This is a genomic window from Neorhizobium sp. LMR1-1-1.1 (assembly GCF_040675795.1).
GTDB lineage: Bacteria > Pseudomonadota > Alphaproteobacteria > Rhizobiales > Rhizobiaceae > Neorhizobium > Neorhizobium cellulosilyticum.
In genome coordinates, this window is the sequence record NZ_JBEGHE010000013.1 from 105,735 (window position 1) to 119,603 (window position 13,869).

The following is a 13,869-nucleotide window of genomic DNA, read 5'->3' on the forward strand; positions in this document are numbered from 1 at the left end:
AAAAGCAGGAAAACTGGATGATATCGAACGACGGCGAAATTCAGCTCTGCGAGTCAGCACCCTTCCTGTATTTTGAGAACGGTTAGATGGCTGTGACCGATGGCGCGTCCGTCTGGCTTGTGATCGTCACCTGCGAAGCCATCAAGGCCACGACATCCCCGCCGGAAATGTCGCTTCGACGGCTCGTTCGTTCTGCCGAGTATTATCGCGACCTGGCCGCAGCCGCGATCCGCCGAGGTGAAGACATCGATGGCAAGGTCTGGGTGACGGAGGCGACGGTCCTTTCGTCGCCAAGGACATTTGGATTGCGCAGCGAACCGATCTCGTCGCGACGTCGTTCGCCACGCGCAATTCGGCAGGAGCCGGCCGATGCCAGCCACGGTGCATGAATACAAAAGATATCGTATAGCGATCTACAGCCCGAGTTCGCATTTCGCCGTGATCACCGCGCCGAGAAGCAACCGGGTAATCGACCTCCAGGAGAAGCATCTTCGGTCGACCGTAGTCGAAGGGCCGCTTGTCTGCCTTGATCGAGCCAAGGCGTTGGTAGATGCTCTCATCGCAGAAGAGCCACCAAGGGTGACCATCTCCGAGTAAACCACGCGGCGGCTAGAAGCTCACGCCGAGACGATCACGGCGACAGGCATTTCTCGCAGATCCCATAACAGTCTTCTTCAGTCGACGCGGGCCGTCCACACCAGTCGCATGGAGGAGCCGCCGGATCGGCCGAATGGATCTCCGGCGGCAGGATCTCAATGTCGGCGTCTGCAAAGAGGCTTGGGGTGTCTTCTCCATCTCGATGCTCCAGGTCGAGGGTCCCGACGCGAGATAATTACGCGGGCGGCAATTGTCGTTTTGAATTTAATCGGGGTCTTCCTCAATTTGTGCGGAGATCGGTCAATTTGATTGGCATCATTCGCGCCCTGAGCAGCTCTGGTTCCGCCCGGCCATACATTGCGCGCTTGTTCGTCTTCAGTCGGTTGATCTGGCCTTCTGCCTGACCGTTGCTCCAGGGCAGGTAGAGGAAGACCCAATTAAATGCCAAACGACAAAATACGATTCATGCTGATCTTCGTGCCGCCGCCGAGCACCTCGCGCAAGTCGGGTTGTTGCTTTTTCACGTCGTCAATCTTCTCTGCGCGACCAGATTGCCGACGGAGACCTGCACGGGTTCGTCATTCTGGTTGAGCGTAGTCGTGCGCACTTTGACTATTCCCCGGTCCGGCTTCGAATGGGAGGGACGTATCTCCACCACCTCGATCAACAGATGCAGCTCGTCGCCCGGCCGGACCGGCCGCGGCCAGTTCAACTCATCAAAGCCCGCGCCGATGATGCCGCCAGCCAACGAAAAACCGCTATCAACTGTCAGCCGCATGGTGATCGCCGCAGTGTGCCAGCCGCTCGCGGCGAGCCCGGCGAATAGTGTAGTCTTTGCAGCCTCGGCATCCAGGTGAAACGGCTGCGGATCATATTCCCGGGCAAAGCGATGAATCTCTGCTTCGTCGACCCTATGCCGCCCGCTGGTGAAGCGCTGCCCCTCGCACAGATCTTCCAGATAGAGCTTCGTCATGCTTCCTCGCTCCCTTTCATCATTCAGTTGTACGCACTCCGCCAGCCTTCGGGTACACGGCCATGCAGGTCGATGTTCGCTGTCCGTACAACTTGTCGGCTGCGCTCTCCGCCTGCCCCGATCGGATGGGTGAGGACGATATCGGTCTGGCCATATCAGGTCTACTGCAAGCCCGCACGTCCGGCCTTAAACTCCAGTGTCAGGCAACGGCGCGCCTCGTCGCGCGAGGCGGCGCACCCGCCGGCGCGCTGGCCGCATCCAAGCGCGCGATCTGCTCTGCCGAAAGGGTCAGCGCCGCGGCGCCGATATTGCTCTCCAGTTGGGCAAGCGATCGCGGTCCGATGATTGGCACTGCGCCATGTGTCATGGCCCAAGCGATGGCGACCCGATCGGGACTGGCGCCGGTATCTTCCGCCACCTGCAGAACAGCATCGACGGTGGCCGTGCGAAGCGGCGTGTTCTCCGCCTGGAAAACGCGGCCCCCAAAGCCTTCAGCACGCCCGGTCTCGCCTTTGCGATATTTGCCGGTCAACAAACCGCCACCCAGCGGTGACCAGGTGACCGTGGCGATCCCGAGCGCTTCGCAGGCTGGGAACAGGTCGGCTTCGGGCTCCCGATGGACGAGGCTATGTTCGAACTGTGCGGCGGCGACCGGCACGGCGCGCGTCAGCTCAGTCAGCGTCGCCGCGCGGGCCAGCCGCCATGCGGGAAAGTTGGAGAGGCCGGTATAGAGGATCTTGCCGGCGCGGGCGAGATCTTCCAAGCCGCGCACGATCTACTCGATCGGCGTCAGGTTATCGGGGTGATGCACCCAATAGAGGTCGATCCGTTCGGTTTTCAATCGCCGCAGGCTCGCCTCGACCGAGGCGGCCATCGCTTTGCGGCTGTTGCCCGTCACCAGCCGATTGGCATTCGGCGTTGAGCCGCTGCTGAACTTTGTGGCAAGCACAAAATCCTCCCGCCGTCCTTCCAGCGCCTTTCCCAATATCTCTTCCGACTGGCCGAACTGATATACATCGGCCGAGTCGATGAAATTGCCGCCTGCCTCGGCGTATGCGTCCAAGATGGCGACCGCCGTCTCGGGATCGGCGCCATATCCCCAGCCGGTACCAAAATTGCCTGTGCCCAACGCCAGTTTTGAAAGCTGAAGGCCGGTCCGGCCGAACGTCGTATAATCCATCAAATTTTTCCCATTTTGGTGCGGTGCTGGAAATCAAGCAGTGAAGAATGCCTTGGCCTTCGCAAGGAAGGTGTCGTGATACTGGAATATGCCGCCATGGCCTGCGTCCGGGTAAAGGACGAGTTCGGCGCCGGGGATGCGGCGCGCCAGATCGGCCGAGTTCTCGCTCGGCACCATGATGTCATGATCGCCATTCGCCACGAGGACGGGCGTGCTGATGGTGTCCAAAGGTTGCTGCGCCTGGAGGCCCCAGGCCTTGATCGCCGTCAACTGACGGAGGAAGGCTCTCAGCGGGACCGTCTTGTCGCGATCGCCGGTGCGCTCCTTAAGCCGTGCGAGGAATGCTTTCGCCGCTTGCCTGCTTTTGCTGCTCGACGTGAAGAACAGATAGAATTTTGGATCACGGAAGGTCAGCAGGCCCTTAACGATAAGCGGCCATGACACCGGGCCAACCCGCTCGATCCCAGTCCCGCCCGCAGGCCCCGTGCCGGCAAGAATGGCGCGGCGGACGAGATCGGGTGCGTCGAAGAGGATTTGCTGCGCGACGAAGCCACCGAGCGAGAAGCCGATCAGATCGACCGATGCCAGTCCCAGCGCGCGGATCGTGGCGATCGTGTCGGCGGCCATTTCGGCCACGCTGAGCGGCGCGGTGCCGCCGGACGCGCCGATGCCGCGATAGTCGAGCGCATAGACCGCCCGAACCGACGCCAGACCCCCGACGATCCTGGGATCGAAATTGTCGAGGTTGGCGCCCCAGTGGTTGAGCAGCACAATCGGCACCCCAACATCAGGCCCGAGCCGGCGATAAGCGAAACGCGTGCCGCGAGCCTCAACGTGTTGGGTTGGTGTTATCTTCCAGTCTGCATTATGCGTGTTGGTATTCATATTGCGGTCCTTGTTTCGAGATATCGCGTCACTTGAGCGTGACGACGACCTTCCCTTTGGCGCGACCGGTATCGATGTAGGCGAAGGCTTCGTTCAGTTCCTCGAACGGGAACGTGCGATCCACGACCGGACGGATCGTGCCGTCTTCGATGAGTTGGGTGATCTGCTCGAGCTGTCTTCCGTCGGCGCGCATGAACAGAAAGGAATAGTCGACGGCCGCGCGCTTCGCCTTGCGACGGATGGCCGAGCTTAAAAGGCGCAGCACCAGCCTAAGCAACGCATTGAGTCCCTGGGCGCGTGCGAAGGCAGGATCGGGCGGACCGGAGATCGAGATCAGCTTGCCGCCGGGCTTGAGGACCTTCAGAGATTTTTCGAGCGTTGTTGCGTCGAGGCTGTTGAGGACGACGTCGTAGCCCGGCAACTCTTCCTCGAACTTTTGGGCCCGATAGTCGATGAGGACATCCGCTCCCAGTTCCTTCAGCATCGCGGCATTGGCGGCGCTCGCCGTCGTCGCAACGATCGCGCCAAGATGTTTGGCGAGCTGGATCGCGAACGTGCCGACCCCACCCGACCCGGCATGGATCAGCACTTTCTGTCCCGGCTTGATCTGCGCGCGCTCCACCAGTGCTTGCCAGGCGGTCAGCCCAACCAGCGGGATGGACGCGGCTTCCGCCATCGATAGGTCAGCGGGCTTGACCGCCAGATCGCTTTCCTTAACCGCTATGCGCTCGGCAAACGCGCCGATCTGCCCGTCACGAGGGCGAGCGTAGACCGCGTCACCGACTTTGAAGCGCCGCACATTTGCGCCGACACGGATAACTGTGCCGGCCACGTCATGGCCGAGCACAAGCGGCGGCTTGTAAGGCAGGATCGGCTTGAACGCGCCGTCGCGGATCTTGGAGTCGAGCTGGTTGAGACCGGCTGCCTCAACCTCGACCATCACGTCATCGGGACCGGGCACGGGTTCGGGCATGTCGCCATAACGCAGCGCCTGTTTTTTGCCGTAGCGCTCGAGGATGAAGGCCTTCATGATGCTGCTCCTCCGGATCAGGCGTCAGTAGATACGATAGCGGTGGGATAGTCAGTGTAGCCTTCCGCGCCACCGCCATAGATCGTGGCAGGGTCCATTTGAGCAAGCGGGGCGCCGCTTTGCAGGCGCTCGACGAGATCGGGATTGGCGATGAAGTGATGGCCGAAGGCGATCAGATCGGCCTTGCCCTGGCTGAGGCGCAACTTCGCCAGCTCAAGGTCATAACCGTTGTTGGCGATGTAGGTGTTTTGAAAGCGCTGCTTCAGCGCGTGGAAATCGAACGGCGTCGCATCGCGCGGCCCGCCCGTCGCACCCTCGACCACATGGATGTAAGCGATGTCCAGTCCGTCGAGGGCTTCGACGACATGGTTGAACTGCGGTTGCTCGTCGCTTGCCGGCACGATGCCGCTGGCCGGCGACACCGGCGAAAGGCGGACGGCCATGCGATGTGCGCCGATCTCGCCTGCTACCGCGGCCGTCACTTCGATCAGCAGCCGGGCGCGGTTTTCGATCGAACCACCGTGGGCATCGGTCCTGACGTTTGCGGTTTCCCGCAGGAACTGGTCGAGCAGATAGCCATTCGCGCCATGCACCTCGACACCGTCGAACCCGGCTTCGATCGCATTGGCGGCGGCCTTGCGGAAATCCTCGACGATTACAGGGATTTCGTCCAGCGCCAGCGCACGCGGCTCCGATACATCGGCAAAACTATTGTTCACGAAGGTCTTGGTCTCGGCGCGGATTGCTGACGGCGCAACCGGAGTTTCACCATCGTGAAGGTCCACATGGCTGACGCGGCCGACGTGCCAGAGCTGGACGCAGATGCGCCCGCCCTTGGCATGAACCGCGTCGGTCACCTTGCGCCAGCCGGCGATCTGCTCCGGCGTGTAGAGGCCGGGCGTATTCTGGTAACCTTGGGCTTGCCGGGAGACCTGCGTTGCCTCGGTGATGACGAGTCCTGCACTCGCGCGCTGGGCATAATAGTCCGCCGCAACTGGCTGGGTACGAGGCCTGCGCCAGCGCGGTTGCGCGTCAGCGGCGCCATGATAATGCGGTTGGCCAGCGTAAGGCCGCCAAGGTCGTAGGGGCTGAAGAGGTCTTTATCTGTCATTGTCGGTTCTTTCGTTTTTGTCTCGGTTTGTCTAGGAGGCTGGAAGCGGGCTCAGGCGTCCGCGAGATAGCGAGCGGCCGGCCGGGATTGTCCAAAGCCCGGGATCATGGCCTGACGCGCCGTCTCGAATGCGTCCCATTGGCCGACATCGTGCAGTGGGGGTATGGTAACGGCCTCGCGTTGATCGAAACCTGAGAGCGCGGCATCCACCAGATCGCTCACTTCCATCACTGCCTGCAGTGTATCGACATCGATCCCGGCATGGTCCCAAATTTCGGTTCGGGTAGTGGCGGGTAGCACCGCCTGGACATAGACGCCCTGCGGTCCGAGCTGCAGGTTGAGGGCCTGCGACAGGTGAAGCACGAAGGCCTTGGTCGCGCCATAGACGGCCATGCCGAATTCCGGCGCCAGGCCGACCACCGAGCCGATATTGATGATCGAGCCTCCCCCAGCTTGCGCAAGACGCGGAGCGATGGCGTGCGCAAGGCGCACCAGAGTTGTCGTGTTGAGCGTCACCAGCCGCTCGATATCGTCCGTCGTCTGCTCCAAGAAGGTCTCTGCCAGGGTGGTGCCGGCGTTGTTGACGAGGATCCCGATCCGCGCATCGTCGCTGAGCCGTGCTTCGACCACAGCACGCTCTGCTGGATTAGCGAGGTCAGCAGCAATGATGTCGATTGCAACCCCGGTCTCGCCCCGCAGTTGTTCGGCCAGGGTCTCCATGCGCGACGTGTTGCGCGCGACCAGGACCAGGTCGTGGCCGCGCCGGGCGAAGCGCTCGGCGTAGCCCGCGCCTATGCCAGTGGAGGCGCCAGTAATGAGGACGGATGGTTTGGCAGTCATAGTATTGCCCTTTCGCGGAATCGAAACTATATTCATGATGAACGTCATCAATGGCTACTAAATATGATAAGCATCATCAAAATGTCAATGCCGCGCGGAGACCGACAGAAATGAAAGTAAGCCAGGAGCAAAAGGCTCAGAACCGCAGCCGGATCCTCACCGAAGCGGGACGCCTGTTCCGCGAGAAGGGTTTCGATGCCGTGAGCGTCGCTGAAGTGATGAACGCCGCCGGCATGACCCACGGCGGCTTCTACGGGCATTTCCAATCGAAGGACGATCTGGTCGCCCAGACCATAGCGCACGCCGCTGGCAGTCAATCAGGGATCGTCGATCTCAGCGCCTGGATCGACACCTATCTCTCGAAACCCCATCGTGAGCATCCGGATCTGGGTTGCCCCATGGCCGCTCTCGCGGGCTTCATGCGGCAACAGGCTCCCGATGCGCGCGCTTCGATGGCGCAGGTTCTCGCCGCGCAGATTGATACTCTGACTGAGATGGTACCGGGTATTGATCCTGCCAAACGCCGTACAGCCGCCATCGGCAGCTGGTCTGCGATGGTTGGCGCGCTCATCCTCGCCCGGTCGATTGATGATCCCACCTTGGCTGACGAGCTCCTGTCCGGGACGCGGGCGTGGATCGACGAAAAAAAGACGCCCGACGCGCCCGACCCTGCGCAGAAAAGATATGTGGCATGAACGTCAAAGGCGGTAGAAATATGCGGCGTTGTCATGAAACAGCTTCAGGCGTTCGCCCTTGCTGAACCCGGCAGTGATCTCGCCGAATGCCTTCCAAAGCGCATCATAGGTCGAGAAAAGCTTATCCACCGGGAAGTTGGACGCGAACATGCACCGGTCGATGCCGAAAGCTTCGATCGTTTCTTCGACGTAAGGACGAATCGTTTCTGTTGTCCAGGTCCAGTCTCCCATTCCGAGACCGGAAATTTTGCAGGCGACGTTCGGGGCTTTGGCCAATATTCTCATGCTTTCGCGCCAGCCCCGGAAATGGTCCAGACCATCAACCTGCATACCCGTGTGATTGAGGATAAACTGCACATTGGGAAAGTCGGATGCCAGGTCCAGAAACTCCTGCATCTGCCAATAGTAGATCTGCAAATCGAAGCTCAGCTTGCGCCGTTCAAGCTCGCGAAAGCCTCGTCGCCATTCCGCCATACGGCTGACCTCGGGTTCCAGAAGATAGGTTTTGGCCGGGTCCTTGTGAAAATTCATGGATTGGCGGATGCCGCGAAAGTTTTCGTACTGCATATGCCCGTCGAGAAGATCCGCGACGTCGGGCCTGCGGAAATCGGCGTAGCCGACAATGCCGGGCGGAAATCCGTGCCTGTCCGCAACGCCCTGCAGCCAGCGTGTCTCGCCGACCGGGTCCCTGGGGTCATAACCGACATCCAGATGCACTGCTTTCACGAGGTTCTGGTGCTTTGCATCGTTGAGGTAGTCGTCGATGAGATAGGTCTTATTGATGGCCGTATAATCGCCGAAAGCGGAAGGCTTCACGCCATCAGAAAGCCAGGGGTAATAGTGATTGTCGAGGTCCCACAGGTGAAAATGTGGGTCGATGATGGGCAGATCGTCCATAAGCTGCATCCGTTATTGTACGCTGAAGAATGAGGCAGCGGCCGATACCGGCTACTGCCCTGTCTGACTTTCACTTGGACGCAGGGAAGACGCGGGCGATGACCGCTTTTGCCTCGGACGATTCAACCTTGTCGGCAGTCACCAGCGGCATGACCAGGGCGAGATCCTTTTTCACCGGTGCTTTCGTCAGGGCGTTGAACACCTGCTGCGTGCCATCAATGCCCTGACCGACTGCTTCCTGAAAGAAAATCCCCTGGATTGCGCTCGACTTGAGGAGAGCGATCGTCGTGGGGCTGCCATCGGCAACGGCAATGCCCACCTTGCCGGTCAGGCCGCGTGTCTGGAGCACTTTTGCGGCGCCGGTACCGGCCTCGTCATACATGCCGTATATCGCCTTGATGTTCGGATGCGCGGTCAACATGTCATTCGCCTGCGTGACCGCCTCATTGACGGTAAGCCCGCGCGTCTCCAGCATCTGTGCCAGCTTGCAGCCGTCAGCCTTGCAACAGAATCCGTAAAGTTCTTCAACCAAGAAGGGCTTCGGCTTCATAACTCCCGACAATTGCGGTTCTGATGTATTCGTCCATATCTCGGCCGTGACTAGGGGCGGGCCGTTACAGGACGGGCAGAAGGTGGAGTTATGAGATTGGCCAGGACCGCAAAACCGGAAAGTCGAAGGCCGAGAATGTAACCGCTCTGTAATCATCGATACGCAGATAAGCGAACAACGCTGAATCAATCTGGCCACGCGACCAACATGGCCGCTGCCTGCGTGAGATTGCTAAATCAGCCAGTTAATCCGCGTTGAGGCGACCGGCGCAGACATTAGCCCCACCGGAATGCTACCTCAAAAACTCGCCGCCTTTTCCTAAACCCTTCGATTAAGTCGGCCTCCATGACTGTTATCGCATCTTTTATCTACCGCGGCGGCGAAAGTGCCGAGGAGCTGCCCCTCAGCGACAAACCGTTTCAGCAGGTCGATGGTGAATTCGCCTGGATCGGGGTTGCTGAGCCGACGGTTGAGGAGATGACGAACCTGAAAGCGATGTTCGGCCTGCATCCACTCGCGGTGGAGGATGCCTTGAACGGCAAGCAGGTGCCGAAGGTCGAGGTTTACGGCGATCAGCTCTTCGTCATCATCAAGACAGCCCACCTCGAGGGCGACAAGATCGCCTATGGCGAAACCTGCATCGTCGTCGGCCGGCATTACATCGTCTCGGTGTGCCAAGGTTCGGCAAAGTCTCACAAGGAACTGCGCGAGCAACTCGAGCACTCGCCAAAACTGCTGGACCATGGGCCTGATTACGTCTTGCACGGGATCATCGACTTCGTTGTCGACGGTTACCTTCCAATGGTCGAGACGTTGGAAGACAAGGTGCTTGAGATGGAAAAGCACATGCTAATCTCCTTCCTGGAACGCGAGCAAATCAGGCGGCTGTTCCGGATGCGGCGGCAGGTCATCAAATTCCAGCGTATTTTGGGGCCCATGGGTGAGGTAGTCGGCAAGCTGGCAAACCTGGAGCTACCCTGTATCGACGACAATGCCAAAGCCTATTTTCGTGACATCCTCGATCACGTGCGCCGCGTGGAATTCATGATGTCCGGCCTGAGGGAAGTTATCACCTCCGCATTTGAGGCGTCGAACCTGCTGGAGCAGCAACGGCAAGACACGATCACCGGTCAGCTCGCCGCATGGGCTGCGATCCTCGCCGTACCGACAGCGATCGCCGGCATCTATGGAATGAACTTTGAGCAAATGCCGGAGCTGAAGACAGAATACGGCTATTATGTCGTGCTCGTGGTAATCCTGTCGCTCTGCGCGATCCTTTATTTTCGCTTCAAAAGGACGGGATGGCTGTAGCCGCCTGAACTATCCCTTCCCACTGCAGCGATGGGCGCTATGTAGGCTGCCTCTACTTGAAGACGAATAGGAGAGACATTGGCGACCGGTTTGATCGCATTGCTTGATGATGTTGCAGCAATTGCAAAGGCTGCCGCTGCGTCGGTCGATGACGTCGCAGCGCAGACGGCCAAAGCCAGCATCAAGGCGGCGGGTGTCGTTATCGATGACACAGCTGTCACCCCGACATATGTCGTCGGCTTGTCCCCTGCCCGCGAACTGCCGATCATCGGCAAAATTGCGCTTGGTTCCCTGAAGAACAAGCTGGTCTTTCTCCTGCCGATCTGCCTCATCCTGGGATATTTCGCGCCGTGGCTGATCACGCCACTGCTGATGATCGGCGGGATCTATCTCTGCTTTGAAGGTGCGGAGAAGCTTCACGAGGCCCTTGTTCCGCATGCCTCAGGTCATTCTTCAGATTCAGAGGCGTCGCTCGACCCGGCCAAGCTGGAGAACGACAAAGTCGCGGGAGCGATCCGCACCGACTTCATCCTCTCGGCTGAGATCATGGCGCTAACACTCGCCGGCGTTTCGACGTCGACCGTCTACTCTCAAGCTGCAGTTCTGGCGGCTGTCGGGGTTCTGATCACTGGAGCAGTCTACGGTGTCGTCGCCTTGATCGTCAAAGCTGATGATATCGGCTTTTACCTGACGCGAAGTGGAGGTGTGGTCGGAAGAGTCATCGGAACGGGCCTCGTCAAAGGCGTGCCGGTGCTCCTGACAATTCTTACGATGGTGGGCACGGCGGCGATGTTGTGGGTGGGCGGCAGCATTATCGTCCACAGCCTCGCGGAGATGGGGCTCCATCAGCCGGAACATTTGATCGAGGCTTTTGCACACTTCGCCGAACATACGCTTGTTGTTCTTCCGCGGATGACAAGCTGGTTCGCCACGTCTTTCTTGCAGGCCATTCTCGGCATTCTCATCGGTGCCGCCGCAATCATCTTGCATGGGATCTGGAAGCGCGCTTTCGTCAGGGACAGAGGCTCTTCGGGCTAGCAGCTCGCCGCAGTCTGCCCTGAGACGACCAATATCACTCGATAAGAGACGTTTCTTCGTCCGTCTCGCTGTCGCCGCCTTCCTACAATTCGGGCTGATCTCGACCTGAGTGCAACAGCAGCCGGCTGGATCGGCTGCTTAGCTTTAGCATTATATTGCCTCGGCATTGTTCTAGCATTCACTCTGGTTGACCGGTTGAGCGAACGCAGCGTCTCCATATTTGCTGGACTGTCAGCGTCAGGCGCAATGACAATACCCTACTGCTGTGGGGTATCTTGATTTATCCCAGACGCCCGGCGCTGGGGTTGGGCGTGCCCTTTCTTGTTATTGCCGTCGGCCAGACCGCTGGAGCTCCATTCTTTGGAATGGTGTGAGAAACTGGAGGCGTTGTCTTGGCGATCATGGTCTTCGCCGCCATCACTGCGAGCGGCGCAAAATATTCTGTGACAACGCCGGAACTGGGAAACTAACCTTCCCGATATCGATTACATTGCGCTCGAAGCAGAAGGACGCTTTTTAAACCACTGTAGGACGCGAATTTCCTCTTCGTCCAGCCACTGTTGAAGCCGTTCGCTCTTGGTCTTCAACTTCAGCACATCATGAAGCATCCCGGCTTGAAAATCCTCAAACACCGCTGGATGGATATACGAGGAGCGACAAACGGAACGGGTGTTGACGAGTTTTCGCAGCTACCGCGTCGACTGCCTCGTTGAGTTGACGAGCGAGATCGCGCTTGTTTGCTGCGGCCTCAAGTGACGCAAGGCGTTCGACCGCCATGCAGGTTGCGCCCCATGTGCGGAACTGTTTTGAGCTGAAGTCTTCGCCGGTGATTTCGCGGATATATGAATTTACGTCGTGCGACGTAATTGGTCTGCATCCGCTCTGACAATTCTACGGTCGCTGTGAGCGAGGTTCCATTCCTTGCCTGACTTGCCCTTGAAGCGCAACTTCAGGCTCCCACCCTCGACCTTCACGTGGCGACTGCGCAACGTCGTCTGTCCTTACGACTTGTTCGCTTCGGCATAAGCGGCGTTACCGACGCGGATGTAAAGGTTGTCGAGCATCCATACGACTGTAGCCAGCGCTTTCTCCATTGTTAGGCCGCGGGATCGCAGATCGATTTCCACCCGCTCGCGAAGATCCGGTAGTCGATCGGCAAAGTCGACAATCCGCTCGAACTTGGCTCTTCCAAGCTCCGCATGCCAATCGGAGTGGTAGCGATACTGGCGCCGGCCGCGTGCATCCATCCCTATCGCCTGGAGATGAGAAAACGGATTGGTCGAAATAATGACATCGGTATAGGCCGGCGGAATTGCCAGGGCGTTCACTCGCGAGATCTCGGCAGCCTCCGTGATGCGTCTTCCATCTGGACGATAGTATAGGAACCCTTTAGCGCCCAATTTGCGCGTAATCCCGGTCTCAAGTCCGGGAACATAGACCAAGCCAGACGACAGCTTGGCTTCTGCGGCGATCGTGTCGATTTCTGTGATGACCTGGTTCATCTCGCCATCACTCACAGCGCAATAAGCTGTTCCTTCGCATCAGGCTCATGGCTGCGATCACCGGCATCGCAAAGCCTGAGTCTTTGCCTTCTTCTAGCCAAACCATTCATACTCCTGCGACTGACTGCTATCGCTTCTGGTTCGAACCGAGCATCGTCAGCGCATTTTCCATTGCGGCTCCGGAGGCTGTGTTATCGAAGACGCACCAGCTGTCCGATGCCAACAGTTTAGTGAATGACCTGATCTCATCCTCGCTGTAGCTCGAATAGTAGATCTTCGGCCTGCCGTGCAGACGCACATATCGTGGCGGGTCAGCAAAAGCCTCTGCTGGCCATACCCGCGACGGATCGGCAAGAACCCGATCGATGGCATAGTTCTTCAGCAGATCCCGCGCCTCTGCCGACGCCCAGCTCTTGTGCCGCGCCTCGATGACGACTGGTCCGTCGTCGATGTCCCGTATAGCCTTAAACGCGGTATCGAGTACGGCGGCATCGAACGCTAGTGATGGGGGTAGCTGGCAAAGCAGCGGGCCTCGTTTATCTACGAGCGGCGCAATATCAGCGCAGAAAGTGGCGAACGGCTGGGCTATATCCTTCATCGCTCTGGTGTGAGTTATCTCCTTGGGTACTTTTACCGAGAACCGAAAGCTGTCCGGTACCGACTCCACCCACCGGGCGAACGTTGACGTCTTGTGTCTACGGTAAAAAGTCGAGTTGATTTCGACGCCGTCGAAGACCGATGCGTATCGCGTCAGGCCACTTCCCTCCTTTGCAAACTGGTCGGCCGCCTTTATCGGAATGGACCAGGCGGCAGTGGCAATAGTTGGCAATTGCAGGTCCTCCAGCTTGCTAGCCCCTGAGCGAAACGAAAGGATCGATCGCCGAGTTCCTTAGACCGATTGAGCGAGGTTCGGAACAAGCAGGCGACTAAGAACGTTAGGAGAACAAATTCAGGAGATTTTCATGAGTGACAGCCCAAAGACCCATACTTCGTCCAACACACAGAAAGACCCCGATGATTGGGTCAGCGGCGATGAGCCGATGACCGGAGCGCAAGGCTCCTACCTCAAAACGTTGTCTGAGCAGGCGCACCAGCCTGATGTTTACGCTGAAGACCTAACCAAGGCGGACGCTTCGAAGCGCATCGATGAACTCAAGCAGGCACTCGATCTTGAGTGACGCCTAGGGTCGATATACCCAGCGACACTGAGCACCCCTCGACATAACTTTGAGAAACATGTGTTTCATCGAAAGCGATATG

13 protein-coding genes and 4 pseudogenes are annotated in these 13,869 nt (G+C 58.8%); 6 read left to right on the forward strand and 11 right to left on the reverse strand.

Translation table 11 applies throughout. The features are described from left to right. Positions 1-86 precede the first annotated feature (86 nt). Positions 87-389 (forward strand): hypothetical protein, encoded by a 303-nt coding sequence (locus MRBLMR1_RS09225; protein ID WP_183687479.1) that lies wholly within the window; start codon positions 87-89, stop codon positions 387-389. Positions 390-1,117: 728 nt separating this feature from the next. Here the strand turns inward: MRBLMR1_RS09225 and MRBLMR1_RS09230 are convergent. The 6 genes and pseudogenes from MRBLMR1_RS09230 to MRBLMR1_RS09255 all read right to left on the reverse strand — a co-directional run bounded on the left by MRBLMR1_RS09230 (position 1,118) and on the right by MRBLMR1_RS09255 (position 6,616). Continuing rightward, complete coding sequence (locus MRBLMR1_RS09230) at positions 1,118-1,615, reverse strand: MaoC family dehydratase (protein ID WP_500064194.1); 498 nt, start codon at positions 1,613-1,615, stop codon at positions 1,118-1,120. A 154-nt stretch (positions 1,616-1,769) separates the two neighbouring features. Further along, positions 1,770-2,750: pseudogene (locus MRBLMR1_RS09235) on the reverse strand (aldo/keto reductase). 33 nt (positions 2,751-2,783) lie between these two features. After that, the gene (locus MRBLMR1_RS09240; protein ID WP_500064176.1) at positions 2,784-3,635 is read right to left on the reverse strand and encodes an alpha/beta fold hydrolase; all 852 of its coding nucleotides are present in this window, start codon (positions 3,633-3,635) and stop codon (positions 2,784-2,786) included. 28 nt (positions 3,636-3,663) lie between these two features. After that, a complete protein-coding gene (locus tag MRBLMR1_RS09245; protein ID WP_500064177.1) occupies positions 3,664-4,665 on the reverse strand; it encodes an NADP-dependent oxidoreductase in 1,002 nt (333 codons plus the stop codon). A gap of 17 nt (positions 4,666-4,682) precedes the next feature. Next, positions 4,683-5,776, reverse strand: a pseudogene (locus MRBLMR1_RS09250) (alkene reductase). Between the two features lie 51 nt (positions 5,777-5,827). Further along, positions 5,828-6,616 carry an SDR family NAD(P)-dependent oxidoreductase gene (locus MRBLMR1_RS09255; RefSeq protein ID WP_183687491.1) on the reverse strand — a complete coding sequence of 263 codons (789 nt, stop codon included), beginning with the start codon at positions 6,614-6,616 and terminating at the stop codon, positions 5,828-5,830. A gap of 110 nt (positions 6,617-6,726) precedes the next feature. Here MRBLMR1_RS09255 and MRBLMR1_RS09260 point away from each other — a divergent pair, with 110 nt between their 5' ends. Then, positions 6,727-7,311, forward strand: a complete 585-nt coding sequence (locus MRBLMR1_RS09260) for a TetR/AcrR family transcriptional regulator (RefSeq protein WP_183687492.1) — start codon at positions 6,727-6,729, stop codon at positions 7,309-7,311. 3 nt (positions 7,312-7,314) lie between these two features. Here the strand turns inward: MRBLMR1_RS09260 and MRBLMR1_RS09265 are convergent, their stop codons facing one another. Next, positions 7,315-8,208, reverse strand: coding sequence for an amidohydrolase family protein (locus tag MRBLMR1_RS09265; RefSeq protein ID WP_500064178.1), 894 nt, complete (start codon positions 8,206-8,208; stop codon positions 7,315-7,317). 70 nt (positions 8,209-8,278) lie between these two features. Continuing rightward, positions 8,279-8,710: pseudogene (locus tag MRBLMR1_RS09270) on the reverse strand (substrate-binding domain-containing protein); the annotation flags it as partial. On the opposite strand from MRBLMR1_RS09270, the pseudogene MRBLMR1_RS09275 reads away from it, so the two are divergent. From MRBLMR1_RS09275 to MRBLMR1_RS09285, 3 genes and pseudogenes are all read left to right on the forward strand, one after another. Next, positions 8,684-8,910, forward strand: a pseudogene (locus MRBLMR1_RS09275) (cold-shock protein). The pseudogenes MRBLMR1_RS09270 and MRBLMR1_RS09275 sit on opposite strands and share 27 nt — an antisense overlap. 193 nt (positions 8,911-9,103) lie before the next feature. After that, positions 9,104-10,069, forward strand: coding sequence for a magnesium and cobalt transport protein CorA (locus tag MRBLMR1_RS09280; RefSeq protein WP_500064179.1), 966 nt, complete (start codon positions 9,104-9,106; stop codon positions 10,067-10,069). A gap of 78 nt (positions 10,070-10,147) precedes the next feature. After that, the gene (locus tag MRBLMR1_RS09285) at positions 10,148-11,107 is read left to right on the forward strand and encodes a DUF808 domain-containing protein (protein WP_148147139.1); all 960 of its coding nucleotides are present in this window, start codon (positions 10,148-10,150) and stop codon (positions 11,105-11,107) included. Between the two features lie 624 nt (positions 11,108-11,731). Here the strand turns inward: MRBLMR1_RS09285 and MRBLMR1_RS09290 are convergent. The 3 genes from MRBLMR1_RS09290 to MRBLMR1_RS09300 form a co-directional block, all read right to left on the reverse strand. Next, positions 11,732-11,974, reverse strand: a complete 243-nt coding sequence (locus tag MRBLMR1_RS09290) for a hypothetical protein (protein WP_500064195.1) — start codon at positions 11,972-11,974, stop codon at positions 11,732-11,734. Positions 11,975-12,108: 134 nt separating this feature from the next. After that, the gene (locus MRBLMR1_RS09295) at positions 12,109-12,609 is read right to left on the reverse strand and encodes a DNA topoisomerase IB-related protein (protein WP_500064180.1); all 501 of its coding nucleotides are present in this window, start codon (positions 12,607-12,609) and stop codon (positions 12,109-12,111) included. A gap of 127 nt (positions 12,610-12,736) precedes the next feature. Then, positions 12,737-13,438: a DUF72 domain-containing protein gene (locus tag MRBLMR1_RS09300; protein WP_183687500.1), complete on the reverse strand. Its 702-nt coding sequence runs from the start codon at positions 13,436-13,438 to the stop codon at positions 12,737-12,739. 133 nt (positions 13,439-13,571) lie between these two features. Here MRBLMR1_RS09300 and MRBLMR1_RS09305 point away from each other — a divergent pair, with 133 nt between their 5' ends. Beyond that, complete coding sequence (locus tag MRBLMR1_RS09305) at positions 13,572-13,787, forward strand: DUF3072 domain-containing protein (protein WP_500064181.1); 216 nt, start codon at positions 13,572-13,574, stop codon at positions 13,785-13,787. Positions 13,788-13,869: the final 82 nt, after the last annotated feature.